The following is a 23484-nucleotide window of genomic DNA, read 5'->3' on the forward strand; positions in this document are numbered from 1 at the left end:
CACCAGCCCAGCCACAGCCCGCCAACCACAAGCAACCGAAACCGCGGTCACCGACCGCACCACCCCCCTCAGCCGAAGACCACCCCAGCCACACCGCTTCAGTAAAACCGGCCGCAGCGGCGACCAGCCACCGCGTACGCCACCGGCCGAATCCGAGCGGACGGACAGGACGAGCACATCCGGGGAGGCGGGGTTCCTGGCCAGGCGAAGCCCTCAGCCCGCCGCGACCGACCACCTGTCGCGATCTCGCTCCCCGAACCGGTCTGGGGAACAACAGCCGTCAAAACGCAACAGGCACCGGGCACCGGGCACCGGGCACCGGGCACCCAAAATCCACCGGATAGCGCGGCCTCACGAACCCCAGCCCCAGCCCGGTAACCCCACCCGACGGTGGACGGTCACCGGCCTCGCCATCCCCTCAACCATCCGCCCTGCTCGCCGTGCGCTTCAACCGGCCGCCCTTGGTAGTCGGGCGGGGTGCAGACCGAAAGAACTCGACCAGGGACGTGCACTGTGGCGCTCGCCGCGACCGGCCGATCCGAAAGACAGCATCGCTGGTCGCCGCGGTGGCTGAGGTGGGCGGCGAGGTCGGTGGCCAGAGGTGAGCGTTGCCTGGGGCTGACGCGCTGTGGTGACGGTCCGGCGGGGAGGGCCGGTGACCGCGTTTACGTTCCTAGGCTGGACGGGCCTTACGATCCGGCCGGTGGCCGCGTTTCCGTTGTCTGGGGCTGACGAGTTGGTTGCTGTTCGGGAAGGGCGCAGAGTGGCGGTGACATCACCGCGGGTCTGTTCAGCGGGGAGGTGGTGGCCGAGTTTGCTGGGTGCGAAAGCGCTCTCTGCGGATGTGCTTGGGCCCGCCAGGACGGACGGTGCGCCGATGGTTCTGCATCCTCGCGGAGACCGAACACTTCGAAGCCGGACTGCTCCGCGCCGGCCCGGCGAGCTATCTCAGCCTCGAGCCCGACTGTCAACGCCCTTCGGGCTGGGTGACCGGCTCGGGCTTGACGGCAGGCTCGCTCTTCACCGGAGCTGCCTGTGGCGCATCGGTTGTGAAGGCGGCTCGTGGGTGCTGTATCGAGGCGAGTGACACGATGTCGCGCCCGTAGAAAGCGGACGCCAACCACACCGCCAGCACGCGGACCTTTCGATCCCAGGTCGGTACGGCGAGCACGTGGTAGCCGCGGTGCATCAGCCAAGCGAGCAATCCCTTCACCACCAGGCGACGGAACTGGAAGACGCCAGTCCCCAGCCCGAGCGTGGCGACCGAGCCCAGCGTGTGGTGCAGGTACTGCTTCGGCTCCCGGCCGCGCAGACTCGCGAGCAGGTTCTTGGCGAGCAGCTTCCCCTGCCGTACGGCGTTCTGCGCGTTCGGCACCGTCAATGCGCCGGGCACTGGCGACGCAAGGTCCGGGATCGCGGCGTCGTCACCAGCGGCCCATGCGTCCGGAACGATCTCGTCCTCGGTCCCGACTCGCAGATCGGCGCGGGTCTGGAGGCCGCGCGCGGTCACCGGAAGATCGGTGTGACCGCGCACCAGCCGGGTCGCCGCGTTGCCGGCCGTCCAGACGATCAGCTCCGCGTCGAACTCCGATCCGTCGGACAGCACCATGTGACCGCCCGCAGCCGAGACCACAGTGGTCTCCAAGTGCAGGTGCCCGCCTCTGCCTTCGAGCAGGCGGCGGACCCACGCGCGCGGACCGTCGGTCACCTCGGGCAGGATCCGTGCGGTCGCCTCGACCAGGTGGAAGGACAGGTCGTCGCGGCTCAATCCGGGGTACGACTTGAGCAGGCTGTTGGCCAGCGAGAGCATCTCGCCGAAACTCTCCACCCCGTTGAAACCCGCGCCGACGACAACCACCGTCAGCAGGCGGCGCCGTACCGGACCCGGGGGTAGGACGGACGCCTCGTCGAAGGCAGTGAGCAACCGGTCGCGGACGGCCACGGCCTCTTCGACATGCTTCATCCCGATCGCGTGATCCGCGACGCCGGGCAGGTCGAAGGTGCGGGTCACCGCGCCGGCGGTGACCACGATCACGTCGTACCGGAGCTCGAAGTCCTCGCCGCTGACGGGGTGGATGGTGACGGTACGGCGGGCGTGCTCGACCGTCGTCACCGATCCGGCGATGATCCTGGTACGCCGAAGGTTCCGGCGCAGGGAGATCGCCGCGTGCCGGGCCTCGACCGAACCGGACAGGACCTCGGGCAGGAACGGCTGATAGGTCATGTAGGGCCGCGGATCGATCAGCACCACCTCGGCCTCGCCGCGCCGCAGCTTCTTCTCGAGCTTCCACGCCGTGTAGAAGCCGGCGTACCCACCTCCGACGACCACGATTCTGCGCACCGCAGTTCTCCGTTCTCTCACAAGGTAGGACAGCGTAGAGGCCCTCATTGTGACAACCCCCACCCCCGGTGTGACAGCGGTTACCCACCGGCGAGTCACAGATCCCGAATCCGCGTGGTCTTCTGGGAGTAGAGCCGCTAAAGCCTAAGGAGAGAACCATCAATGACGATGGCCGAGCAGCAGATCGCAACCTCCGTCCTGGTGATCGGAACCGGCGGTGGCGGCCTGCGGGCCGCGATCGAGCTGGCCGAACGCGGTGTCGAAGTTCTTGCCCTGGGCAAACGTCCGCGCAATGACGCGCACACCTCGCTGGCCGCCGGCGGGATCAACGCCGCGCTGGCCACGATGGATCCCGAGGACACCTGGCAGCAGCATGCCGCCGACACTCTGCAGGAGAGCTACCTGCTCGCGAACCCGGACACGGTGCGCATCGTCACCGAGGGCGCCGCGCAGGGCATCGCCGATCTCGAACGGTACGGAATGCCGTTCGCCCGGGAGGCCGATGGCCGCATCTCGCAACGATTCTTCGGTGCGCACACCTGGCGGCGGACGGCGTTCGCCGGTGACTACACCGGTCTGGAGATCCAGCGCACACTCGTGAATCGCGCGGTCCAGCTCGGCGTACCGATCCTCGACAACGTCTATGTGACCAGGATTCTGGTCCGCGACAACACGGTCTTCGGGGCCTATGGGTTCGATCTCGATACGGGAAAGCGTTATGTGATTCACGCTGATGCCGTGATTCTGGCGGCCGGCGGTCATACCCGGATCTGGCGGCGTACGTCGTCGCGGCGTGATGAGAACACCGGAGACTCATTCCGTCTCGCGGTTACAGCCGGTGGGCGGATCCGGGATCCTGAGCTCGTCCAGTTCCACCCTTCCGGTTTGCTGGAGCCCGAGAACGCGGCTGGCACGCTGGTGTCCGAGGCCGCTCGCGGCGAGGGCGGTCAGCTCCGGAACGCGCTCGGAGAGCGCTTCATGGCCCGGTACGACGCCGAGCGGATGGAGCTGTCTACCCGGGATCGCGTGGCGCTGGCGGCGTACACGGAGATCAAGGAAGGGCGCGGTACACCGAAGGGTGGCATCTGGCTGGATGTGTCGCACCTGCCCCGCGAGACGATCATGCAGCGGCTGCCGCGGGTCTACCAGACACTGCTCGAGCTGCAGATGCTCGACATCACCCAGCAACCGATCGAGATCGCGCCGACCGCGCACTACTCGATGGGCGGCGTGTGGGTGCGGGCCGAGGACCACTCGACCGGCGTCGACGGTCTGTACGCACTCGGTGAAGCGGCCAGTGGTCTGCACGGAGCGAACCGGTTGGGCGGCAACTCGCTGATCGAGCTCCTGGTATTCGGTCGGATCGTCGGCGAGGAGGCAGCGAAGTACTCGGTGAATCGCGAGTCCCAGCAGCGATCCGCGGAGGTCGTCGGGGAAGCGCGCGCTGAGGTCGACGGGCTGCTCGCGGCTGACGGGCCGGAGAACGTTCGGGCCTTGCAGAGAGCGCTCCGCGACACGCTGACCGCGCGGGCCGGCGTCGTACGGGACGAGGCCGGTCTGCTCGCCGGGATCGAGGAGCTCGAAGCGATCGAGGAGCGCACCGGCCAGATCGGCGTCCACCCCGACATCGCGGGATTCCAGGATCTGGCGCACGCGTTCGACCTCAAGTCTTCCGCACTCGCCGCCCGGGCCACATTGGATGCTGCTCTCGAACGCCGCGAGTCCCGCGGCTGCCACAACCGTTCGGACTACCCCGACCTGGACGAGTCGCTCCAGGTGAACCTGGTCTGGTCGGGCCCTGGCCAGATCACGAGAGAGCGCATCCCCGCGATCCCGGCGGAGATCCGCGCCTTGATGCGCGACGACATCTCCACCGAGGGCAAGCTCGTCGAGTGATCAACCGCGGGGCGTGAGCCGGACGAGCGGGTACTTGCGCGCCGACTTCTCCTGGTACTTCGCGAAGCGCGGCTGGGCCTCGACGATCGAGGCCCAGGCCGCCTCGTACGACGCTCCCGTCAGCGGCTCCGGTGTCACCGGTACGACGCCGCGATCGGGCAGCTCGATCGTTGCCGCCTCCGGGTTGGCGAGCAGATTCGCGTACCAGCCGGGGTTCTGGCTACCGCCGCCGGAAGCGATCAGCACCCAGGCATCCGCTCCATCCGCGAACCAGGCCAGCGGATTCTCCCGGGTCTGCCCAGTACGCCGTCCGACCGTGGTCAGGACCAGCAGATCCATGCCCATCATCGTGGCGCGACCGCGGCGAATCTTGCGCGTGGTCCGCCCGTTCACCGTCCGCTGAAACCAGCGAGAGAGCGCTCCCGGAGTTCCCGGCTGCCGTTCTTGTGTGCTCGTGTTGTTCATGGGTACGACGCTAGGCGGGCGAACGCCGTACCCGCTTCTCGATTCCTGATCAGATCACGCGAGCGACCGGCACAGCCTTGTCAGTACGAGCGACGCGGAGGCGGACTCGGGTACGGATCTTGGGCAGAGCCACGACGGTAGCCAGCTCGGCGGCCGTGCGGGCCGCGGCAGCGTGGACCTGATCGAGGTCGGCGGTGGGTTCGATGGTGCAGGTGAGTTCGGCGACCAGTTGGCCGCGGTCGGCGACTACGTGGCCGGAGCCGTCCCGGATGCCCGGAGTACGGGCGAGTGCTTGGGCCGCGGCGTCCACGGCTGAGTGGGCATCGGCGACGAGCTTGCCGCTACCGTCTCCGCCGGAGAGCGCGAACCGGCCGCCAACTCGACGCGGCAGGTGCCTCGCGAGCCACCAGAGGCCGAACAGGATCGCGACCACTCCCCCGGCACCGGTTGCCCACGGCCACCATTCGGTGCCGGTGGGGTCGGTCAGCGGGCCGGCGGTGATCGAGTCCGGTGCGGACGGGAGTTCGCCGTACTGCCAGGCGACCATCGCGCCGCCGACCGCGAGCAGAGAGAGCGCGATCAGCGTTCCCACCACACGATCCAGGGCTATCACTCCACGACGCATGTCATTCCTCCCGTACGGCGATGCGCGTGCGCGGCACCGGGCTGATCGTCTGCAGGCGTTCATCGACGACTGCCTGCACATCGGCGCTGACGCGGCTGGGTTCGCCGAATGTCGTCACGGTGAGGCTGACCCGCTTCCGCTTCGAGCGGCCCGCGACTGAAGTCACCGAATCCACCTGCCGAGCGCTGTCAGAGGCGAGGCGAGCGACATCCGCGCTCCGCACCCAGACGAGTCCGTCGGCTCCGTTGACCGCGTGGTGAGTCCGGCGACGGCGCTTGAACGTCAGCAGGAGCAGCAGAAGTCCGACCACGGCGGCGCCGATCCCGGCCGACACCAGCCAGCCGGCAGGGTCCAGTTCAACCGTGCGCCCGAAGCCGTCGGTCAGCCACGAGGTACCGGCCACGAGCCCGGAGGCAACCGCCATCTCGCGGATCGCAACGCATCCCGCCAGGATCAGGACGATCGCCCCAACCATCCCGACCCACACCGCAGCAGCCCCCGCCACCGGCTGCTTAGCCGCCTGCGCAGCGGTAGAAGCGGCAACGTCACCAGTGCTCTCCTTGGTGGGGGTTGCGTCGACGGCGGCAATGATCACGTCGGCTCGGTCTACGCCCAAGCCGGTCAGCTCTTCGACGGCTGTGGTGATGGCTTCGCGGAGGTCGGCGGCGGTGTCGGCCAGCGGGTTCGGCCAGGTGATCGCCGTTTCCAGCTGCAGGCGGACGCGCCGGCCGGCCACGACCACGCGGGCCTTGGGCAGACCACGCCCCAGCACGGCGGACTGCCGTGCGACTGCGGGATGCCGGCGGGCCGTGATCTCCACGATCCGCTCGACCGCCCGCTGGGCGATCTCGAGCCGGCCGCGATCGCCCCCGAATGCGATCGCGGACGGCTCCGAGACCCCTGACGCCGATCCGTCCACCGGCGCAAGTTCATCCGGCGTCAGTGCATCCGACGCAGGAGAGTCCACTTCGGATCCCACCCCGTGCTCCAGCAGCACGTCACCCGGACCGGGGGTGCTGTGGTCAGCCACGGTTTCGGCGGGAGAGGAGGTCGTCGAGGGCCTTCGAACCACCGCCACCGGACAGGAAGTGCCCGACGGCGAAACCGGCCGCGCCCAGGACGAGCGCGAGCAGGAAGCCGGGGAACCCGCCGGCCGCGGCAGCGATGGCGATCAGCAGGCCGGCGAACAGGCCGATGGTCGAGGTGCTCACTCGGATCTCCTCTGAGGAAAGTGGTGGATGCGTCAGCGGACGCGAGGTTCGGCGGTACCGGCGGCGTCGTCGGAGTCGTCATCGTCGTCGCCGTCCAGGTGCACGTCGGTGACGGAGATGTTGACCTCGGTGACCTCGAGCCCGGTCATCCGCTCGACCGCCGCGATCACGTTCTCCCGGATCTCCGCGGCCAGGCCGGCGATGCTCACGCCGTACTCGGCGACGAGCTCGATGTCGACCGCGGCCTGCGACTCGCCGACCTCGACCGAGACACCCTGGGACAGGTTGGTCTTCGAGCCCGGGATCCGCTCCCGCAGCATCCCGACGGCCCGGGCGGCGCCGCCGCCGAGAGCGTGCACACCGGGGATCTCGCGGGTCGCGATCCCGGCGATCTTGGAGACCACGACATCCGCGATCGAGGTCTTGCCGCCGGCAAGGGTGCCCTCGGCAACGACCGTGTCGGTGCCGGTGATCGGCGCGACGGTCGGGCGCTTGGCGGCCGGCTTGGGGGTGGGCCTCGCAGGGATTGCACTGTCGGTCATCGGAAGATGCCTTTCTCGTCAGCGACTGCTTCGAACTCTCTGAGCTCGGGGTGGTGGGGTGGGGAAGGTATCGGTCCAGCTTCGGAGCCGTTCGCCGGAAGGACGACCGTTCGGACGGAATCGTCACGGTCTCTCCACATCCCACCCAGCGTGACATGGCTCACGCGACGGATCGGGGAGGCTACCGTGACATCCAGGCATGCAGTGTCGTCTCAATAACGCACACGCAACCAGGAGGTGGAGTGACCACAGGGCTGATCGAGCTCGACGAGGCGACCTTGGTCGCCCGGGCCCGCGATCGCGACCCGGCAGCGTTCGAGCTGCTGGTACGGCGCTATCAGCGGCGGATCTACACGCTCTGCCTGCGGATGCTGAACGGCGCGACCGGCGACGCCGAGGACGTCGCCCAGGAGACGTTCGTGACCGCCTGGCGCCGGTTGCCGGAGATCCAGCACGACGCGGCCTTCGGCTCCTGGCTCTATCGCACCGCCACCAACAAATGCCTGACCGTCCTGCAACGCCGCAAACCCACCACTGAACTGAACGAAGAGAGCGCTCTCCAAGATCTCGCGTACGACGCTGACCCAGCCCGCGCGGCCGGGAACAGCGAAGCGATGCAGGCACTGGCCGCTGCACTGAAGCGGCTCCCACCGCCACAACGTGCCTGCTGGCTACTGCGCGAGGTCCACGGCCGCTCGTACCAGGAGATCGCCGATCTCGTCGGTACGACGCCGACGGCGGTCCGCGGCCGGATTGCCCGTGCCCGCGCCGAACTTGCGGAGGTGATGAAGCCATGGAGATGAACCCCGAGGACGCGGTCACCGATCTGCACCCACTGCCCTGCGGTCGCACGGTCGAAGACGTCTGGGACGAGCTGGAGTCCGGCGAGCTCAGCGCGCACCGAGCCACCTGCCCGCACTGCCGGACCGCGCAGGCCGGGCTGGAGCAGCTGATCGAGGCGACCCAGTTCCTGATCGACGACCCGGTCGAGGTCCCCGGTGGACTGCTCGACCGGATCATGACGGCGGTCCGTGCCGACCTGAACCTCGGCCGCACGATCCCGCTCCCCACCGAGCCTGCTGAGGTCGAGGTCTCGGTACACGCTCTCAACGCCGTACTGCGGTATGCGGTCGACGGCACCACCGGCGTACGGGCGCGGCAGTGCCGGATCGAGCAGTCCGAGACGCAGCCTGGAGCCGTCCGGGTGTGGATGTCGGTCGCGCTCGAGTTCGGAGCCGGTCAGGTCGGTGCGCTCGACGAGGCGCGACAGCGGGTCGCGTTGGCGCTGCGCGGTCAGATCGGGCTGGAGCTCGAGTCGCTCGACTTCGAGGTCGTCGACGTCTGGACGCGCCCAGGGGCGCAGTCGTGACCGCGGATCCGTCCGGAGCGGTCGCCCAGATCGGGGCGGCTGACGCGGCGGCCCAGGCGGCCCGAGCGGTCGGCGGTGTCGTCCGGCTGCAGCCGGGGATCAAGGGTCTGCTGCGTCAGTTCGGGGCGCAGGCCTGGCAGCGGGCGACCGGGCGCGACCTGCCGGACGTTGGCGGGGTGGAGGTCGACCTCAGCGCGGCGGATGAGGTGCGGGCCGAGGTACGGATCGTGGTCGGGGTAGACCATCTCGCGAGCGAGGTCGGCCGGAAGGTGCACGAGGCGGTCGCCGCGGCGCTGGTGGTGACGACCGGACGCCCCGCGGTCGTGCGGATCCGCATCGTCGAGTTCGACCTGGAACCGCGCTACACCTGAACCGACGTACCTGCGTGACGAAGGTCGCCCTGGTCCCGGCGACCGGTTCGATGGTAGAAAGGCCGGGACAGCAGGACCACCGTGAGCGCTAGTCCGTCGTAGGAGAAGGGAGCGAGGCCCATGCGTCCTCCGGGCTCCCTCAAGCCGCTCACGATTCTTCCCCCCGGGTAGCACTTCACCCCAGCGCCACCAGCAACCCTGGTGGCCTTTGGCATGCGTGCGTTCTGCCGCAGCCCCTCTTCTGGCACAGCCCTATCTCTGCGTGTCTCGGAAGGACATCCATGACGAAATTTCGCGTCACCTACGCAACCCTCAGTGCGGACAACGAGGATCTGCACACCGCGTACGAACAAGGCCTCGCCACCGCGAAGGACTGGCTCGGCGCCGAGCTGACCGGCTTCGTGGGCGGGAAACCGCTCTCTGGGCAGGAAACGTTCACGATCACCAGCCCCGGCGATGCCGCGCTGACCTTGTGCACCGTGCACAGCGCCACCTCGGCCGAGGTCGACGCCGCGGTCAGCACCGCCGCTGACGCCGTACAGGCCTGGTCCGGCCGGCCTTGGCAGGAACGCGTCGACATCCTGATGCGCGCCGCGGATCTGATCAGTGAGCGCTCCAACGAACTCGCCGCGCTGATGTCGATGGAGGTCGGCAAGAACCGCCTCGAGGCGCTCGGCGATGTCGAGGAGTCGGCCGACCTGATTCGCTACTACTGCAAGCAGTACAGCGACAACGACGGCTTCGTCCGGCCGATGGACCAGCTGTCCGACGCCGAGCGCACGACCAGCGTGCTCCGCCCGTACGGCGTCTGGGGCGTGATCAGCCCGTTCAACTTCCCGATGGCCCTGGCCGCCGGGCCTGCTGGTGGCGCACTGGTCGCGGGCAACACTGTCGTCCTGAAGCCGAGCCCGCAGGGCACGTTCACCGCGGTCAAGCTCTACGAGTGCCTCCAGGACGCCGGCCTTCCGGGCGATGTCCTGCAGCTGATCCCCGGTGGCGACGAGGTCGGCCGGCTGCTGGTCGCGCACCCGGGTGTGAACGGCCTGACCTTCACCGGTTCGTTCCAGGCCGGGATGGAGATCTACCGCAGCTTCCCGACGCCGTACCCGAAGCCGGTCGTCTGTGAGATGGGCGGCAAGAACCCGGCCGTCGTCTCCGCCAAGGCCGATCTGCCGACCGCGATCGCCGGGATCGCACGCTCCGCCTTCGGGTTCTCGGGCCAGAAGTGTTCGGCCTGTTCCCGCGTGTACGTCGAGCGTTCCGTGTACGACGAGTTCGTCGCCGGACTGGCCGTCCGGGCCGGTGAGCTGAAGGTCGGTGACGCGACCGAGCGGGACGTGTTCGTCGGTCCGGTCGTCAACGACGAGTCGGTCGCCCGCTTCCGGGACGCCGTCGCGCACGCCGCGAGCGTGGGCCGGGTCGTCGCGGGTGGTGAAGTGATCGAGGGCCGCTACGTGCAGCCGACCGTGGTCGCGGATCTCCCGGCCGGAGACCGGTTGCTGACCGACGAACTGTTCGTGCCGTTCGTCGCCGTCCAGCCGGTCGACTCCCTCGACGAGGCGATCACCCTCGCGAACGCGACCGAGCTCGGTCTCACCGCGGGCTTCTTCTCCGCCGACGACGCCGAGGTCGACACGTTCCTCGACCGGATCGAGGCCGGGGTCGTCTACGTCAACCGCGCCGCCGGCGCGACCACCGGTGCGTGGCCGGGTGTCCAGCCGTTCGGCGGCTGGAAGGGATCCGGCAGTTCCGGCAAGGCCGGTGGCGGCCTGTACTACGTCCAGCAGTTCCTTCGCGAGCAGTCCCGAACGGTGGTAGCCCGATGACCCAGACTCCGACTCACGCCAAGCCCAACACCGGCCGGCCCGAGTGGTTGCCCGAGGGACGGCCGGTGCCGGACCTCAAGACGGCGATCCCCGGCCCGCTCTCGAGCGCGGTGGTAGAGCGTGATCTCGCGGTCACCAGCCGCTCACTCCCCCGCGCCTACCCGCTCGCCCCGCGGCGCGGTCACGGCAGCGTCATCGAGGATGTCGACGGCAACCTCTTCCTCGACTTCAATGCCGGGATCGCGGTCAACTCGACCGGTCACTGTCACCCGCGCGTGACGGCCGCCGTCCAGGAGCAGGCAGGTGAACTCCTGCACTACTCGGCGAGCGATTTCTTCCTGCCGATCTACAGCGAGATGTGCGATGCGCTGGCCGCGACCGCGCCGATGAGCGGTCCGGTGCGGGTGTTCCTGTCGAACTCCGGCGCCGAGGCGGTCGAGGGTGCACTGAAGCTCGCCCGGTACGCGACCAAGCGCCCGTACGTGATCAGCTTCTACGGAGCTTTCCACGGCCGGACGATGGGCGCGGTCACGCTGACCGCGTCAAAGTCCAAGTACCACAAGGGATTCGGGCCACTGCTGCCCGGCGTACTGCACGCGCCGTACGGTGACGACAGCACGTTCGAGCACCTCGAGAACACGCTCTTCCGGTACGAGGTTTCGCCGGACGAGGTGGCTGCGATCTTCGTCGAGCCGATCCAGGGCGAGGGCGGCTACCTGGTACCGCCGGCGGGCTGGATGGCCCGGCTGCGCGAGCTGTGCGACAAGCACGGCATCCTGCTGATCGCCGACGAGGTCCAGTCCGGCGCCGGGCGGACCGGCAAGATGTGGGCGATCGAGCACACCGAGGTCGAGCCGGACATCCTGATCAGCGCGAAGGGCCTCGCATCCGGGCTCCCGCTCGGCGCGTTCATGGCCCGGGCCGAGCTGATGGAGAGCTGGCCGGCCGGTGCGCACGGTTCGACGTACGGCGGTTCGCCGGTGGCGTGCGCGGCCGGGCTGGCGACGCTCGAGGTCATCAAGTCCGAGGGTCTGATGGAGAACGCGACCAACATCGGACAGCTGCTCATCGAGGGGCTGACCAAGATCCAGGCCGAGCACCCGGACAAGATCGTCGACGTCCGCGGCGTCGGGCTGATGATCGGTGTCGAGTTCGCGACGGCCGACGAAGCGGCTGCGGTGCAGCAGCGGGCGTTCGAGCGCGGGCTGCTCGTGCTCGAGTGCGGTGAGAGCGCTATCCGCATGTCTCCCCCACTGGTCGTGACAGCCGAGGAAGCCCAGATCGCGCTCTCTCTGTTCGCCGAAGCGGTCGCTGGGTGACTGGCTCCGTCTTCTCCCGTGCCGCCGGTCGCGACCTCCCGGTCGTGGCCGGCGGTCGCGGCACCGAACTCTTCGACACCGCCGGCCGCCGGTACCTGGACGCGGCCGGCGGGGCGATCGTGGTCGGGATCGGGCACGGTTCGGCCGAGGTCGCCGATGCCATCGCCGCGCAGGCACGCCGGGTCGCCTATGTGCATGGCTCGGCGTTCGCGTCCACGGCATTGGAGGAGTACGCCGAGACGCTGGGACCGCTGTTGCCCGTCGACGATCCGTACATCTACCCGGTGTCTGGTGGCAGCGAGGCGGTCGAGACTGCGTTGAAGGTCGCGCGGGCCTATCACCTCGCGCGCGGTGAGGACCGGTCAGTGGTGATCGGCCGCACCGGCGCGTACCACGGGAACACCCGGGGAGCGCTCTCGGTCTCCGGCCGGGACGGGTTGCGCGCGCCGTACCTGCCGTGGCTGGGATCGGCAGCGCACACGACCTCGCCGTACGAGTATCGATGCCCGTTCCCGGAGAGTCACCCGAACGGCTGCGGCGCTCGGCACGCCGAAGCGCTGGAGCAAGAGATTGTTGCCCAGGGCCCGCAAACCGTCGCGGCCTTCATCGCCGAGCCGATCGCCGGCGCGGCACTCGGCGCTTGCGTACCGCCGGACGACTACTGGCCGGCCATCAGCGAGGTCTGCCGACGGTACGGCGTACTCCTGATCGCGGACGAGGTCATGACGGGCTTCGGGCGGACCGGCCGCTGGTTCGGCTCTGATCACTGGGGCGTCCGGCCGGATCTGCTGGTGGCGGCCAAGGGCGCGGCCTCCGGGTACTGGCCGTTGGGACTCACGGTGTGCAGTGGCGAAGTGCACGACACCGTTCAACGCGCCGGATTCGTCCACGGATTCACCTACTCGCACCACGCGGTCGGAGCCGCGGCAGGCCTCGCCGTACTGAATGTCCTCAGTCGCGATGGCCTGGTTGAGGCAGCCGCTGCACGTGGGGATCAGCTCGGCGAAGAATTGCGGGGAGCGCTCTCGGAGCACCCGCACGTGGGCGACATCCGCGGGCGCGGCCTGTTGTGGGCGGTCGAGCTCGTGGCGGATCGCGAGACCAAGGCACCGTTCCCACGGAGCGAGCGTGTCGCCGAGCGGATCGTCGCGGCGGCCAAGGAGCGCGGCGTGCTGCTGTATCACTCCACCGGCTGTGCGAACGGGTCGGAAGGCGATCTCCTGGTCTTCGGCCCGCCGCTGGTGATCACCCCGGCCCAGGTGACCGAGGTCACGGCGGGTTGCGCGACGGCGATCCATGAGATCCTTGCTCGGTAAGATTCTTTCTGCTTGTACGACCCGACGCGTGGGGGGAAGCCGGTCGAAGTCCGGCGCTGACCCGCAACCGTAGGCGGAGAACGTTCTCCGTGAGCCGGATTGCCTCACCGACGGGCCTATGAACTCCACACCCGTCGTGGTTCACGGGCGGAGTCCCGGCGGTTGACCCTGCCTGGGCCGGCCGTCCGCGGACCGCCCGCCCGAAGTCAGGTCCCATGCGCATCACCGCCCTCCTCCGGTCCGCCTTGGCCGTTGCTGTCGCCGGGGCCGTGCTCCTGCCCACCGTCCCGGCGACCGCCGCCCCCGTTCCACCGGCGACGGCCGCGGCGGCCTGGCTGAACTCCCAGCTGGTGGACGGGGCGATGCCGGGGCCGGGACTCGGCCCGGACTGGGGCATGACGATCGACACGCAGTGGGCCCTGACCGCCGCTGAGGCCGACCCGATCGTCATCGCCAAGGTCGTCGCCGCGATCTCCGCGCACGTCAAGGACTTCATCAACCCGAGCTGGGGACCGCCCGACGGCCGGGTGGCCGGCTCCACCGCGAAGACCCTGCTGGCCGCGGTCACCGCTGGGCAGGATCCCCGCTCGTTCGGCGGCTACAACGTGCGCCAGGAGACCCTGTTCCTGATCGCCGGGCCCGAGGCCGGGGTCGAGGACGGCCGGCTGCGCGACTACGGCACCGGCAGCGACACCACCAACGTCTTCAGCCAGTCGCTGGCCGTGATGGGTCTGGCCCGCTCCGGCGGCGTCCCGGAGAGCGCGGTCAGGTTTCTGCTCCGCCAGCAATGCGGCGCCGGCTACTTCCGGATGATGTACGACGACCGGAAGACCTGCGACGAGGCCGCTGCCGCGCCGGACGGCGACGGCACCGCGATGGCGGTGCAGGCCCTGATGGCCGCGAAGAAGAGCGGCATCGAGGGGCTCGACGACGAGATCGCCAAGAGCCTCGACTGGTTCCAGACGGTCCAGCAGCCCGACGGCTCGTTCGGTGGCGGCGTCAGCACCGAGAACGCGAACTCCAACAGCACCGGTCTGGTCGCGCAGGCACTGGCGACCGGTGGCCGGACCGCGGCGTACGAGAAGGCCAAAGCCTGGATGACCACCGTCCAGCTCACGGCCGCGAACGCCACCGGGACGCCGGCCGCGCCGCACATCGGCGCGATCGCCTACAACCCCACGACGCTGAAGGACGGCCTGAAGGACGGTATGGACCTCGGAATGGACCAGTGGCGCCGCGCGACCGCGCAGGCGATCTTCGCGTTCGCGCCGGTGGCGTTCGGCGACCTGGACTGGACCGACCCGAACCCGCCGGTGCCCACTCCGACCCCGACCACGACGATCACCACGACGGCGACCGCCACCACTACCTCGACCGTGACGACGACAATGCACCCCACGGCACCGACCGTCACCACGACCCGGCCCGGACCGACAGCGACCCACACAAAGGTCGTCAATCCCCCGCCGCTGCCGCGCAAGACCGTCACTGCGACACGGGTCGTCGTCTCGGTGCCGACCGCGCCGGCGCTCCCCCGGCCGACGGTGACCGTCAGCGTCCCCGGCCCGGCGTCGGTGACCACGATCTCGCCGACCACGCCACCGCAGACCGCCGTACCGGGTCGCACTGCCTACGGCACGCTCGCCTACCTGGAGAGCAAGCTGGTCGGCCGCAACCACCTGGAGGTAGTGCGTGACGGCACGACCTACGTGGATTACGACGGAACCGTCAACCTCGGGCTCGCGCTGCGGCAGACGGACAAGCTGCCCGGCACGATCAACGCGATCTCGTCGCTGATGGTTCAGCCGGCCACGATCGCGGCGTACACGCAGGGGGTGCCCTACGACCAGGCCGACGCCCGGTACGTCGCTCCGCTCGCCAAGCTGGTGCTCTTGCTTGCCCTCGGCACCAAGGACGAGGCGGGCAGCAATCTCGCGACCGAGCTGACGGCCCGGCTCCAACCGGACGGCCGGCTCACCGATCAGTCCACGCAGGGTGATCAGTCCAACCTCACGAGCCAGGCGTACAGCGTGCTCGCACTCCTTGCCGCGGGCAAGAACGACGAGGCGAAGCGGGCGATGGACGCCCTGCTTCGGCAGCAGTGCGGCGACGGATCGTTCCCAGCACGGTTCGGTCCGGCAGAGCAGCGCTGCCAGACCGGCGACATCGCGAGTACGGCGATGGCGGTGCAGGCCCTCAACGCGGTCCGGGCGGGCTCGACCGAAGCGCTTGCTCCGACCAGGAGCCTGCGCGCGGCTCTGAAGGCCCTGACCGATCGGCAGGATGCCGACGGCAACTGGAAGGGCGGGTGGCAGCAGAACGGACAGCCCGACGTACCGGTGACAGCAGCGGCCGTCGTCGCCCTGAGGTCGGCCGGTCTGGACACGACGGCGGCGTCCGAGCGGCTGACGCTCACCATCGGCGCCGACGGTGGGTTGCCGGTGAACCCGGCCGACGCTCAGGCGACCAGCGACGTCGCCGCCAGCACCGGCGCGCTGCTAGCAATGACCAGCGGCTCGTTGCTGACCGCGGATCCGACCGTGCTGAGCCGGGCGGCAACAGCGCCGTTCACCGACGACAGCGCGATCACGCCACAGGCGGCCGTCACCGGCTACAGCGTTCCCTGGGCTTGGCTGGCGGTCGCAGCACTGGTCCTGGTCGGTCTCGGCGCGATCGTGGGCTGGCTCCTGACCCGGCGTCAGGGAGCGGCCCGATGATCCGCCGTACGGCGGCGGTCCTGCTGGGACTGTCGTTGCTTGGAGCCCCTTTGTCGGCGAGTGCGGTCGATCCGTCCCACGGGTCGCCGGGCTTCTGCCCGACCGAGGAGGGCGTGACGGTGGTCATCGACTTCCGGGCCCTCGGCGGTACGACGATCGTCCGCTGCGCCAAGGGGCCGGTCGTGCCGGGGTTCACCGGGCACTCCGCGCTGCTCGACGCCGGGATCCAGATCCAGGGCACCCGGCGGTACGGCGAGGCCTTCATCTGCCGGATCGAGAACCGGCCGGGGCCCAACGAGGTGATCCCGATCAAGGGGCAGGACAACTACAAGGAGCCCTGCCTCAACACACCCCCGGCATCCGGCTACTGGTCGTACTGGTGGGCGACCAACGGCGGCCAGTGGCAGTACAGCCAGTGGGGCGTGAAGAACCGCAACGCGATCCGCGGCGGGTTCGAGGGCTGGGCGTTCTCGCTGAACGCGACCGCCAGCACCAACCCGAAGCCCCGCATCACGCCGCGCCGACCGGGCAGCGCTCCGCAGCCGACCACCAACATTCCGACGCAGGGGCCGACCGGCTCGAATCCGAACGAGCAGCAGAACCCGGGCGGCTCGGCAAACCCGGGTGCCGACGACGAGGGCCTGCCCAGCGACATCATCACCACGGTCAGCGGGCAGCCCAACCCGAATCAGCCCAGCGGCGGAACGACTCAATCCACCCAGCCGTCCTCCGGCCCGAGCCAGCCCGCGCAGTCCGCGCCGACCGGTCAGACGACCCTGCCGCCTGGTCTACCTCGGGAGGGAACCACGCCGGCGCCCTCGACCAATAACTCGACCAACGAGGGCGACGTGCAGTGGACCGGCGGCGAACCACTTGCCTCGGGCAACAACGGCGGTAACGCGCCAAGCGGCGTACCGGTGTCGACGATGCTCACCGGGTTCGCCGTACTGATCCTGATCGGCGCCGCGGTGATCACCGCGCAGTACCGCCGCAGCAAGCGCTCGTGACCGCCTACTGGCTGCCCCGCAACCTGCACCCGGCGGCCTGGTGGTTGTGGGCGCTCGGGCTGGCGACCGCGGCGAGCCGGACGACGAACCCGATGCTGCTCGCCCTGATCCTGGCCGTCGTGGTCTACGTGGTGATGAACCGCCGCTCGGATGCGCCGTGGGCAGTCGCGTTCCGGCTGTATCTGTCGCTGGGCGTCTTCATCGTGGTGATGCGCGTCGTCTACCGGATCATCTTCGGCGGCGGCGAGGGCGATCGCATCCTCTTCACCCTGCCCGAGATTCCCTTACCTGCCTGGGCTGCCGGGATCCGGCTGTTCGGTCAGGTCACCGTCGAGTCACTACTCGGCGGCGCGTACGACGGCCTCCGGCTCGCGACCATGCTGATCTGCGTCGGAGCGGCCAATGCGCTGGCGAATCCGAAGCGGCTGCTGAAGTCGGTGCCATCCGCGTTGTACGAGGCCGGGTCTGCGGTGGTCGTTGCGGTGTCGGTGTTTCCGCAGCTCGCGGAGAGCGTGGTCCGGGTCGGCCGGGCGCGCCGGCTACGCGGCAGCACCGAGCGCGGTATTCGCGCGTTCCGGGCAGTCGCCATTCCCGTGCTTGAAGACGCACTGGATCGCTCGCTCCGCTTGGCAGCCGCGATGGACAGTCGTGGCTATGGCCGCTCGGGTGCGCTCACCGGTGGCGCCCGGGCAGTCACCGGCGCGCTCCTCGTGACCGGACTGATCGGCATCTGCGTCGGCGTGTACGGCGTACTGGACGGAACGACCCCGCGCTATCTGGCCGGGCCGATGCTGGCGCTCGGGGTCGCGATCGCGGCGGCTGGGATGTACTCGGCCGGTCGTCGCGTGCACCGGACGATGTATCGACCCGACCATTGGCGGCTCGCGGAGATCGTCGCCGCTGCCTGCGGGATCGCGGCCGCGGTCGCGCTCTTCCGCAGTAGCTCGGTCGATCCGGCGAACCTCAACCCCTCGCTGCGACCGTTGACCTGGCCGGCGGTCGACCTGCTGCCGGCGATCGGCGTACTGATCGCTGTTCTGCCGGCCTGGCTGGTTCCGCCGGCCGCCAACGACCTCGAGGCTGCCATCGATTTTAAGGAGGGTGTCCGGTGATCCGGTTCGACAACGTCAGCATCACCTACCCCGGTGGGGAGCGGCCGGTCCTGGACCGGGTCGACCTGACCATCGGCGAAGGCGAGCTGTGTCTGCTGACCGGCCGCACCGGGACCGGGAAGTCGACCATGCTCGGGGCCGTGAACGGACTCGTCCCGCACTTCACCGGCGGGCATCTGGATGGCGAGGTCACGGTCGACGGGATCGCGACGAGCAGCCGGCCGCCGCGGGAGTTCGCGCATCTGGTCGGCGTGGTCGGGCAGGATCCGCTGGCCGGGTTCGTCACCGACACCGTCGAGGAAGAGCTTGCCTACGGCATGGAACAGCTCGCCGTACCGCCCGCCACGATGCGCAAGCGCGTCGAAGAAACCCTCGACCTCCTCGGCATCGCCGAACTCCGCCGCCGCCCACTCCGCACCCTGTCCGGCGGGCAGCAGCAACGGGTCGCGATCGGTTCGGTCCTCACCAGCCACCCGCGCGTCCTCGTCCTCGACGAACCCACCTCGGCGCTCGACCCCACCGCCGCCGAAGACGTCCTCGCCGCCATCACCCGCCTGGTCCACGACCTCGGCGTCACCGTCCTGATGGCCGAACACCGGATGGAACGCGTCGTTCAGTACGCCGACCGCCTCATCCACCTCCCCGGCGACGGCACCGCCCAGTACGGCGACCCGGCAGACATCCTCCGTACCTCCACCATCGCCCCACCCATCGTCGAACTCGGCCGCCTGGCCGGCTGGAGTCCGCTACCGCTGTCCGTCCGCGACGCCCGCCGAGTTGCGGGCCCACTGCGCGAACGCCTCGCCGACCGCACACCCGAAGAGACTTTGCCTCAGGCAACCACCCGACTTCTCAACGCCAGGAAGGTGGTCGTCCGGTACGGCGAGGTTGTCGCCGTCCGGGGCGTCGACCTGGAACTGCATCGTGGCATGGTGACTGCGTTGATGGGCCGCAACGGATCCGGGAAGTCTTCGTTGCTCTGGGGACTGCACGGTGCGGGTCCACGCCAAGGCGGCACGGTCGATGTCGACGGCAACGATCCGAAGAAGCTGTCCCGCAGCGAGTCCCGCAAACTCGTCGGACTCGTCCCGCAAACCCCGAGTGACCTCCTGTACCGCGAATCGGTGGCCGACGAATGCGCCGGCGCCGACCGCGAATCCGGAGCAGCCGCCGGAACCTGCCGCGCGCTCCTGGACCGGATCGTCCCCGGTCTCCCGGACGAGCGGCATCCACGCGATCTGTCCGAGGGCCAGCGGCTCTCGCTCGCACTCTCGATCCAGCTCACCGCGGCACCGGCCGTCGTACTGCTCGATGAACCGACGCGCGGCCTCGACTACTCCGCCAAGGCGCGCCTCCGCGACATCGTCCGCGACCTGGCCGCCGACGGCCGGACCGTGGTCGTCGCCACCCACGACGTCGAGTTCGTCGCGATGACCGCCGACCGGGTGGTGGTGATGGCCGAGGGCGAGATCGTTGCCGACGGCACCACCACCGAGGTGGTCAGCGCCTCCCCCGCCTTCGCTCCCCAGGTCGCGAAGATCCTCGCGCCGTCGCCCTGGTTGACGGTCGACGCCGTCCGGTCCGCGTTGGAGCTGGTCCGATGAGCAGGTCGGTGGTCGTCGATCCGGGCGCGATCCGCGTCGGCCCGCGCTCGGCCGTCGTACTGGTGCTGGCGACTGTGGCCGGGCTGATGATGTTCATCTGGCCGCTGCTCACCAAGGTCGACCCATCGCCGTCGCAGCACGGCACCGATGCGCCGTTCATCTTCATCGTGATCCTGCCGGTGCTCGTCGCCGTGGTCGTCTCCGAGCTGTCCGAAGGCGGGATGGACTCCAAGGCGCTGGCGATCCTCGGCGTACTGTCCGCCGTCAACGCCGCCCTGCGCCCAACCCTCGGCGCCGGTACGGCGGGCATCGAGTCGGTGTTCTTCCTGCTGGTGCTGGCCGGACGAGTCTTCGGCCCCGGCTTCGGCTTCCTGCTCGGCTGTACGTCGCTCTTCGCGTCCGCACTGCTCACCGCCGGAGTCGGGCCCTGGTTGCCGTTCCAGATGATCTGCTCGGCCTGGATCGGCCTCGGCGCCGGTCTGCTCCCGCGCCGGGTCCGCGGGAAGGCCGAGATCGCGATGCTGATCGGATACGGCATCTTCGTCGCGTATGCCTTCGGCTTCCTGATGAACCTGTGGTTCTGGCCGTTCATCACGCACGCCGAGGTCCCGTACCACGACGGCAGCATCAGCTACATGCCCGGCGCTCCGGTGCTCGACAACCTGCACCGGTTCGCGATCTTCACCCTGCTCACCTCGACCGGCGGCTGGGACACCGGGCGGGCCATCACCAACACAGTCGCGATCCTGCTGCTCGGACCCGCCGTGCTAGCGGTCCTGCGCCGAACGGCGCACAGAGCGTCGTTCGGCGTCAGGGGAACCTTCCGGAAGACTACGGACGCACCGGAGCCACCCGGGGCGGCGGATTCGTCGTAGGACCAGCGTTCTGCGAGAACGACCAACCCTCGAAGCTACCGAGCGGTGGCTTCCGCGCGGACGCCCCGGACTGGCTGTAGGTCCAGCTGCCACCATTCGGCGCATGCCAGTACGACCAGTAGGCATTGGCCGGCGGCGTGTTCTTGCACGGCTCCGTAGCGGCCGTCGGCCACCCGTTGATCCGGCAGATGAACGCCTTGCCCCACCGGTCCGTCCCCGTCACCACAAACCCGGCGTTCTCCAACGCGGCCAATCCAGTCGCCTGGTCCCCCTGCGCACACCGAATCTCAGTCGGCTGACCCAGCCCCTGATAGTCCACAACAACAGTCACCCCGTTGCCGTCCGGACAGTACCCCGCCGTCCCCAACCGCTGCGGCACCGCAGCCGTCGCCGTACCCTGCACAGGCGCCACAACCACAGCCGCCAAGACCGCCAGCGCACCAGCCAGCAGACGTGCTCTTCTCATGCCTTCCCCCTTGTTTCACTGGGCATCTGCACACCAAACCCGACCAAAGTACCGGTTCACGCCCTGACCTGCATCTTTACACGCAACACTTGCCAACACCGCTCGCCACTTGTCAGCGACCCACGGCAGCGACGGAGCAGGAGGACTGACCGGAAGCAAGGCTGATCAGGGGGCACTCGCCGTCGTAGGCCCTCGAGACCCGGCTAGCTAACTGATCGATCCAACCTTCATCAAGGTGATGTTGCCGTGAAAGTCCACGCTATCGGTGAGGACTTGCTCGCACCGAACTTCGACATTGGACGGCTGAGCTGAGCTGTAGGTCCCGGTCAATGAGAGTGATGACGCCCCGGCGAAGGATCCGCCCCGTGCGATGTTTCCTGGTGTCTCCTCCTGGGTGTCCACATACTGCTGGCCGGATCTCATGATGCAGGTGATCAGTGGGGCCTCGTTGGCGTCACTGCCGACTGCGTACGCCGCGATGCTTGCCATGACGACATAGGTTCCGGCCGGGACGGATTTGCTGACGACGACTCCGCGCCCGTTCTCGCCTAGATCCTCCAGCGTTCCGACCGCCCTGAAGGCATCGCCCAGTCCGGACGGCCCCGCAGGTCCCGCCGGTCCTGCAGGTCCAGTCGGTCCAGTGGCGCCGACAGGACCGGGATCTCCACGCCGAGCCCAAGAGATCGGCGTCTCGAGCCCGGTGCACCTTTGCCCTCGCCCCGGATCGACGACCCGCAGCAGCCCCGTCACCTTGCCGACGCACCCGCTGACGCTCGGTTCCGGCGCGGCCGCCGAGGCAACCGAACCGATGGTGACCACCGACACCGCCAGCACCCCGACACCGGCGACTCTCCTCAGATTTGTCCGCATATCCCGCCACCCCTATCAGTCGACTGATTCCCGACGAGTGTGGCCGACGATCTTCAGAGTTCCTTAAAGCCAAGAGACGAGCCGCAGGTGGGCACCGTGGGAGGATCGTCATGAGGGGTGGGTGAGGGCGCCCTCGAGTACCCACCGGAAACAGCAGCTCACCCCTCGACAGCGGCAACGCCTGACTCACCGATCCGAGCGCACCGTCCACGGTACCCCGCCACCACTCTTCAAACATCTACGAAGTGCCGTCTTTGAGGAGACGGGCCACCGACGGTTCGAGCCTCTCGCGGACCTTCTGGCTGTCGAGATCGTCGGACCCGGTCTGCTTGATGGCCCGGGCGATCGTGCGGCCCTCCTCGTACTGCGAGATCACCCGCGGATCGACGTACGAACTCCGGGCCACCGCCGGCGTGTTGCCCAGGTGGCCGGAGACCTCGGTCAGCATCTCCTTGACCGCCTTCTTGGCAGCCTTCTTCGTCTCCGGCGGATCGGCCTCGGCAAGGTCGGCCGCGGCATGCACCGTCGCGGTCCAGGTGCGCAGGTCCTTCACCGTGTACTGATCGCCGACGATCTCCTGGAAGCGTTCGTTGATCAGCCCCGCGTTGATCTCGTGCCAGCCGTCCCTGTCGCGATAGACCAGCAGCCGCGGGTTGTCGTGACCGCCGCGCTTGAGTGCGCGAACCGCCACCACGAGCTTGTCGTCGTCCAGCTCGAAGGTCCGCTGGATACCGCCCTTGGCCACGTAGTCGAACACCAGGAGGCCTTGACGAACGCGCACGTCCTTACGCAGCAGCGTCGCGGCTCCACGGCTGCCGGACTCGGCGGCGTACCGGTCGTTGCCGGTCCGGAAGACGCCATGATCGAGCATCCGCAATGCGGTCGCCAAGACCCGCTCGCGGGTCAGACCCCTGGCGCACAAGTCGCGCTCCACGGCCTCACGGAAGTCCGGCAGCCGATTGGCCAGGCGCCTGACGCGGTCGTGCTTGTCGGCATCCTTCGTACTGCGCCACTCCACGTGGTACAGGTATTGCCGCCGACCGGCCTCGTCGGTCCCGACCGCCTGAATATGGCCATTCGCGTGCGGGCTGATCCACACGTCCTTCCAGGCCGGAGGAATGACGAGGGTCCGAATCCTGTCCAGTACGTCGGCATCCGTGATCACGTTGCCGTCGGCATCCGAATAGCTGAAGCCCTTGCCCCGCCCACGCCGCCCGAAGCCCGGCCCGTCAGGGTCACTGTGCCGCAACCTCATCGCTGAGTCCCCCGCCCTTCCTGACCTGTTACGCCCCGGTACCCCGACCAGAAACCGCTTCGGCAGAACCCAGTCCCTTATCCCGCTAGCCGTCGGGGCGCAGCCAGTGACGGCCCCCTCGGCGACAGCAAGACTCTGCGACCGCGCGGCCAGCACCAACCGCGCGCCCTGGCTGGCGAACGCGCGGGCCGTGGCCAGTCCGATCCCACTCGACGCACCGGTGACCACGTTGACGTCGAGCTGCTTCAGCAGCCCATCGATCGGGACGGTCTCCAGCGGCCCGGCCAAGGCGGTCCA

At 69.0% G+C, this 23484-nt stretch carries 21 protein-coding genes and 1 riboswitch; of the genes, 12 read left to right on the top strand and 9 right to left on the bottom strand.

The genetic code is table 11. The features are described 5' to 3' along the window. Positions 1–967: 967 nt before the first annotated feature. Positions 968–2341, bottom strand: coding sequence for an NAD(P)/FAD-dependent oxidoreductase (locus tag OG474_RS43420; protein WP_405059534.1), 1374 nt, complete (start codon positions 2339–2341; stop codon positions 968–970). 162 nt (positions 2342–2503) lie between these two features. Here OG474_RS43420 and OG474_RS43425 point away from each other — a divergent pair, with 162 nt between their 5' ends. After that, complete coding sequence (locus OG474_RS43425; RefSeq protein WP_405059535.1) at positions 2504–4237, top strand: L-aspartate oxidase; 1734 nt, start codon at positions 2504–2506, stop codon at positions 4235–4237. Here the strand turns inward: OG474_RS43425 and OG474_RS43430 are convergent, their stop codons facing one another. The 5 genes from OG474_RS43430 to OG474_RS43450 are packed head-to-tail and all read right to left on the bottom strand — an operon-like array spanning position 4238 to position 7080. After that, positions 4238–4702 (bottom strand): nitroreductase family deazaflavin-dependent oxidoreductase, encoded by a 465-nt coding sequence (locus OG474_RS43430; protein WP_405059536.1) that lies wholly within the window; start codon positions 4700–4702, stop codon positions 4238–4240. It abuts the gene before it with no gap. 49 nt (positions 4703–4751) lie between these two features. Further along, positions 4752–5327 carry a hypothetical protein gene (locus tag OG474_RS43435; protein ID WP_405059537.1) on the bottom strand — a complete coding sequence of 192 codons (576 nt, stop codon included), beginning with the start codon at positions 5325–5327 and terminating at the stop codon, positions 4752–4754. Between the two features lies 1 nt (position 5328). After that, positions 5329–6294, bottom strand: coding sequence for a DUF6286 domain-containing Asp23/Gls24 family envelope stress response protein (locus OG474_RS43440; RefSeq protein WP_405059538.1), 966 nt, complete (start codon positions 6292–6294; stop codon positions 5329–5331). Between the two features lie 55 nt (positions 6295–6349). Further along, entirely contained in the window at positions 6350–6538 is a 189-nt protein-coding gene (locus OG474_RS43445) for a hypothetical protein (RefSeq protein WP_405059539.1), read from the bottom strand. A gap of 32 nt (positions 6539–6570) precedes the next feature. Then, positions 6571–7080, bottom strand: a complete 510-nt coding sequence (locus OG474_RS43450; RefSeq protein ID WP_405059540.1) for an Asp23/Gls24 family envelope stress response protein — start codon at positions 7078–7080, stop codon at positions 6571–6573. A 242-nt stretch (positions 7081–7322) separates the two neighbouring features. Here OG474_RS43450 and OG474_RS43455 point away from each other — a divergent pair, with 242 nt between their 5' ends. From OG474_RS43455 to OG474_RS43505, 11 genes are all read left to right on the top strand, one after another. Beyond that, complete coding sequence (locus tag OG474_RS43455) at positions 7323–7883, top strand: RNA polymerase sigma factor (protein ID WP_405059541.1); 561 nt, start codon at positions 7323–7325, stop codon at positions 7881–7883. After that, complete coding sequence (locus tag OG474_RS43460) at positions 7874–8449, top strand: Asp23/Gls24 family envelope stress response protein (protein WP_405059542.1); 576 nt, start codon at positions 7874–7876, stop codon at positions 8447–8449. Before OG474_RS43455 ends, OG474_RS43460 begins: the two co-directional genes overlap by 10 nt. After that, on the top strand, positions 8446–8820 hold the full coding sequence (locus OG474_RS43465) for a hypothetical protein (RefSeq protein WP_405059543.1): 375 nt from the start codon (positions 8446–8448) through the stop codon (positions 8818–8820). Before OG474_RS43460 ends, OG474_RS43465 begins: the two co-directional genes overlap by 4 nt. Before the next feature lie 281 nt (positions 8821–9101). Beyond that, entirely contained in the window at positions 9102–10646 is a 1545-nt protein-coding gene (locus OG474_RS43470) for an aldehyde dehydrogenase family protein (RefSeq protein WP_405059544.1), read from the top strand. Then, positions 10643–11965 (top strand): aminotransferase class III-fold pyridoxal phosphate-dependent enzyme, encoded by a 1323-nt coding sequence (locus OG474_RS43475; RefSeq protein WP_405059545.1) that lies wholly within the window; start codon positions 10643–10645, stop codon positions 11963–11965. The genes OG474_RS43470 and OG474_RS43475 overlap by 4 nt, the downstream gene beginning before the upstream one ends. Further along, complete coding sequence (locus OG474_RS43480; RefSeq protein ID WP_405059546.1) at positions 11962–13281, top strand: aspartate aminotransferase family protein; 1320 nt, start codon at positions 11962–11964, stop codon at positions 13279–13281. Before OG474_RS43475 ends, OG474_RS43480 begins: the two co-directional genes overlap by 4 nt. A 33-nt stretch (positions 13282–13314) precedes the next feature. Next, positions 13315–13385, top strand: a riboswitch (cobalamin riboswitch). A 111-nt stretch (positions 13386–13496) separates the two neighbouring features. After that, entirely contained in the window at positions 13497–15998 is a 2502-nt protein-coding gene (locus OG474_RS43485) for a hypothetical protein (RefSeq protein ID WP_405059547.1), read from the top strand. Beyond that, entirely contained in the window at positions 15995–17005 is a 1011-nt protein-coding gene (locus OG474_RS43490) for a hypothetical protein (protein WP_405059548.1), read from the top strand. The genes OG474_RS43485 and OG474_RS43490 overlap by 4 nt, the downstream gene beginning before the upstream one ends. Next, positions 17002–18117: a CbiQ family ECF transporter T component gene (locus tag OG474_RS43495; RefSeq protein ID WP_405059549.1), complete on the top strand. Its 1116-nt coding sequence runs from the start codon at positions 17002–17004 to the stop codon at positions 18115–18117. Before OG474_RS43490 ends, OG474_RS43495 begins: the two co-directional genes overlap by 4 nt. Then, positions 18114–19721 (top strand): ABC transporter ATP-binding protein, encoded by a 1608-nt coding sequence (locus OG474_RS43500; RefSeq protein ID WP_405059550.1) that lies wholly within the window; start codon positions 18114–18116, stop codon positions 19719–19721. The genes OG474_RS43495 and OG474_RS43500 overlap by 4 nt, the downstream gene beginning before the upstream one ends. Then, the gene (locus tag OG474_RS43505; protein WP_405059551.1) at positions 19718–20596 is read left to right on the top strand and encodes an ECF transporter S component; all 879 of its coding nucleotides are present in this window, start codon (positions 19718–19720) and stop codon (positions 20594–20596) included. The genes OG474_RS43500 and OG474_RS43505 overlap by 4 nt, the downstream gene beginning before the upstream one ends. Here OG474_RS43505 and OG474_RS43510 read toward each other — a convergent pair. The 3 genes from OG474_RS43510 to OG474_RS43520 all read right to left on the bottom strand — a co-directional run bounded on the left by OG474_RS43510 (position 20553) and on the right by OG474_RS43520 (position 23475). Next, complete coding sequence (locus OG474_RS43510) at positions 20553–21062, bottom strand: hypothetical protein (RefSeq protein ID WP_405059552.1); 510 nt, start codon at positions 21060–21062, stop codon at positions 20553–20555. The two genes, OG474_RS43505 and OG474_RS43510, sit on opposite strands and share 44 nt — an antisense overlap. 207 nt (positions 21063–21269) lie before the next feature. Beyond that, complete coding sequence (locus OG474_RS43515; RefSeq protein ID WP_405059553.1) at positions 21270–21932, bottom strand: hypothetical protein; 663 nt, start codon at positions 21930–21932, stop codon at positions 21270–21272. A 238-nt stretch (positions 21933–22170) separates the two neighbouring features. Beyond that, positions 22171–23475, bottom strand: coding sequence for an SDR family NAD(P)-dependent oxidoreductase (locus tag OG474_RS43520; protein ID WP_405059554.1), 1305 nt, complete (start codon positions 23473–23475; stop codon positions 22171–22173). Positions 23476–23484 lie beyond the last annotated feature (9 nt).

This window comes from Kribbella sp. NBC_01505, from assembly GCF_045040285.1.
Classification (GTDB): Bacteria; Actinomycetota; Actinomycetes; order Propionibacteriales; family Kribbellaceae; genus Kribbella.

What these genes read in the sequence shown, in the direction of transcription:
- OG474_RS43485 (WP_405059547.1), top strand. Translation starts at nt 13,497, where the DNA reads ATGCGCATCACCGCCCTCCTCCGGTCCGCCTTGGCCGTTGCTGTCGCC.
- OG474_RS43430 (WP_405059536.1), bottom strand. Translation starts at nt 4,702, where the DNA reads ATGAACAACACGAGCACACAAGAACGGCAGCCGGGAACTCCGGGAGCG.
- OG474_RS43435 (WP_405059537.1), bottom strand. Translation starts at nt 5,327, where the DNA reads ATGCGTCGTGGAGTGATAGCCCTGGATCGTGTGGTGGGAACGCTGATC.
- OG474_RS43450 (WP_405059540.1), bottom strand. Translation starts at nt 7,080, where the DNA reads ATGACCGACAGTGCAATCCCTGCGAGGCCCACCCCCAAGCCGGCCGCC.
- OG474_RS43490 (WP_405059548.1), top strand. Translation starts at nt 15,995, where the DNA reads ATGATCCGCCGTACGGCGGCGGTCCTGCTGGGACTGTCGTTGCTTGGA.
- OG474_RS43505 (WP_405059551.1), top strand. Translation starts at nt 19,718, where the DNA reads ATGAGCAGGTCGGTGGTCGTCGATCCGGGCGCGATCCGCGTCGGCCCG.
- OG474_RS43510 (WP_405059552.1), bottom strand. Translation starts at nt 21,062, where the DNA reads ATGAGAAGAGCACGTCTGCTGGCTGGTGCGCTGGCGGTCTTGGCGGCT.
- OG474_RS43470 (WP_405059544.1), top strand. Translation starts at nt 9,102, where the DNA reads ATGACGAAATTTCGCGTCACCTACGCAACCCTCAGTGCGGACAACGAG.
- OG474_RS43425 (WP_405059535.1), top strand. Translation starts at nt 2,504, where the DNA reads ATGACGATGGCCGAGCAGCAGATCGCAACCTCCGTCCTGGTGATCGGA.
- OG474_RS43475 (WP_405059545.1), top strand. Translation starts at nt 10,643, where the DNA reads ATGACCCAGACTCCGACTCACGCCAAGCCCAACACCGGCCGGCCCGAG.
- OG474_RS43460 (WP_405059542.1), top strand. Translation starts at nt 7,874, where the DNA reads ATGGAGATGAACCCCGAGGACGCGGTCACCGATCTGCACCCACTGCCC.
- OG474_RS43515 (WP_405059553.1), bottom strand. Translation starts at nt 21,932, where the DNA reads ATGCGGACAAATCTGAGGAGAGTCGCCGGTGTCGGGGTGCTGGCGGTG.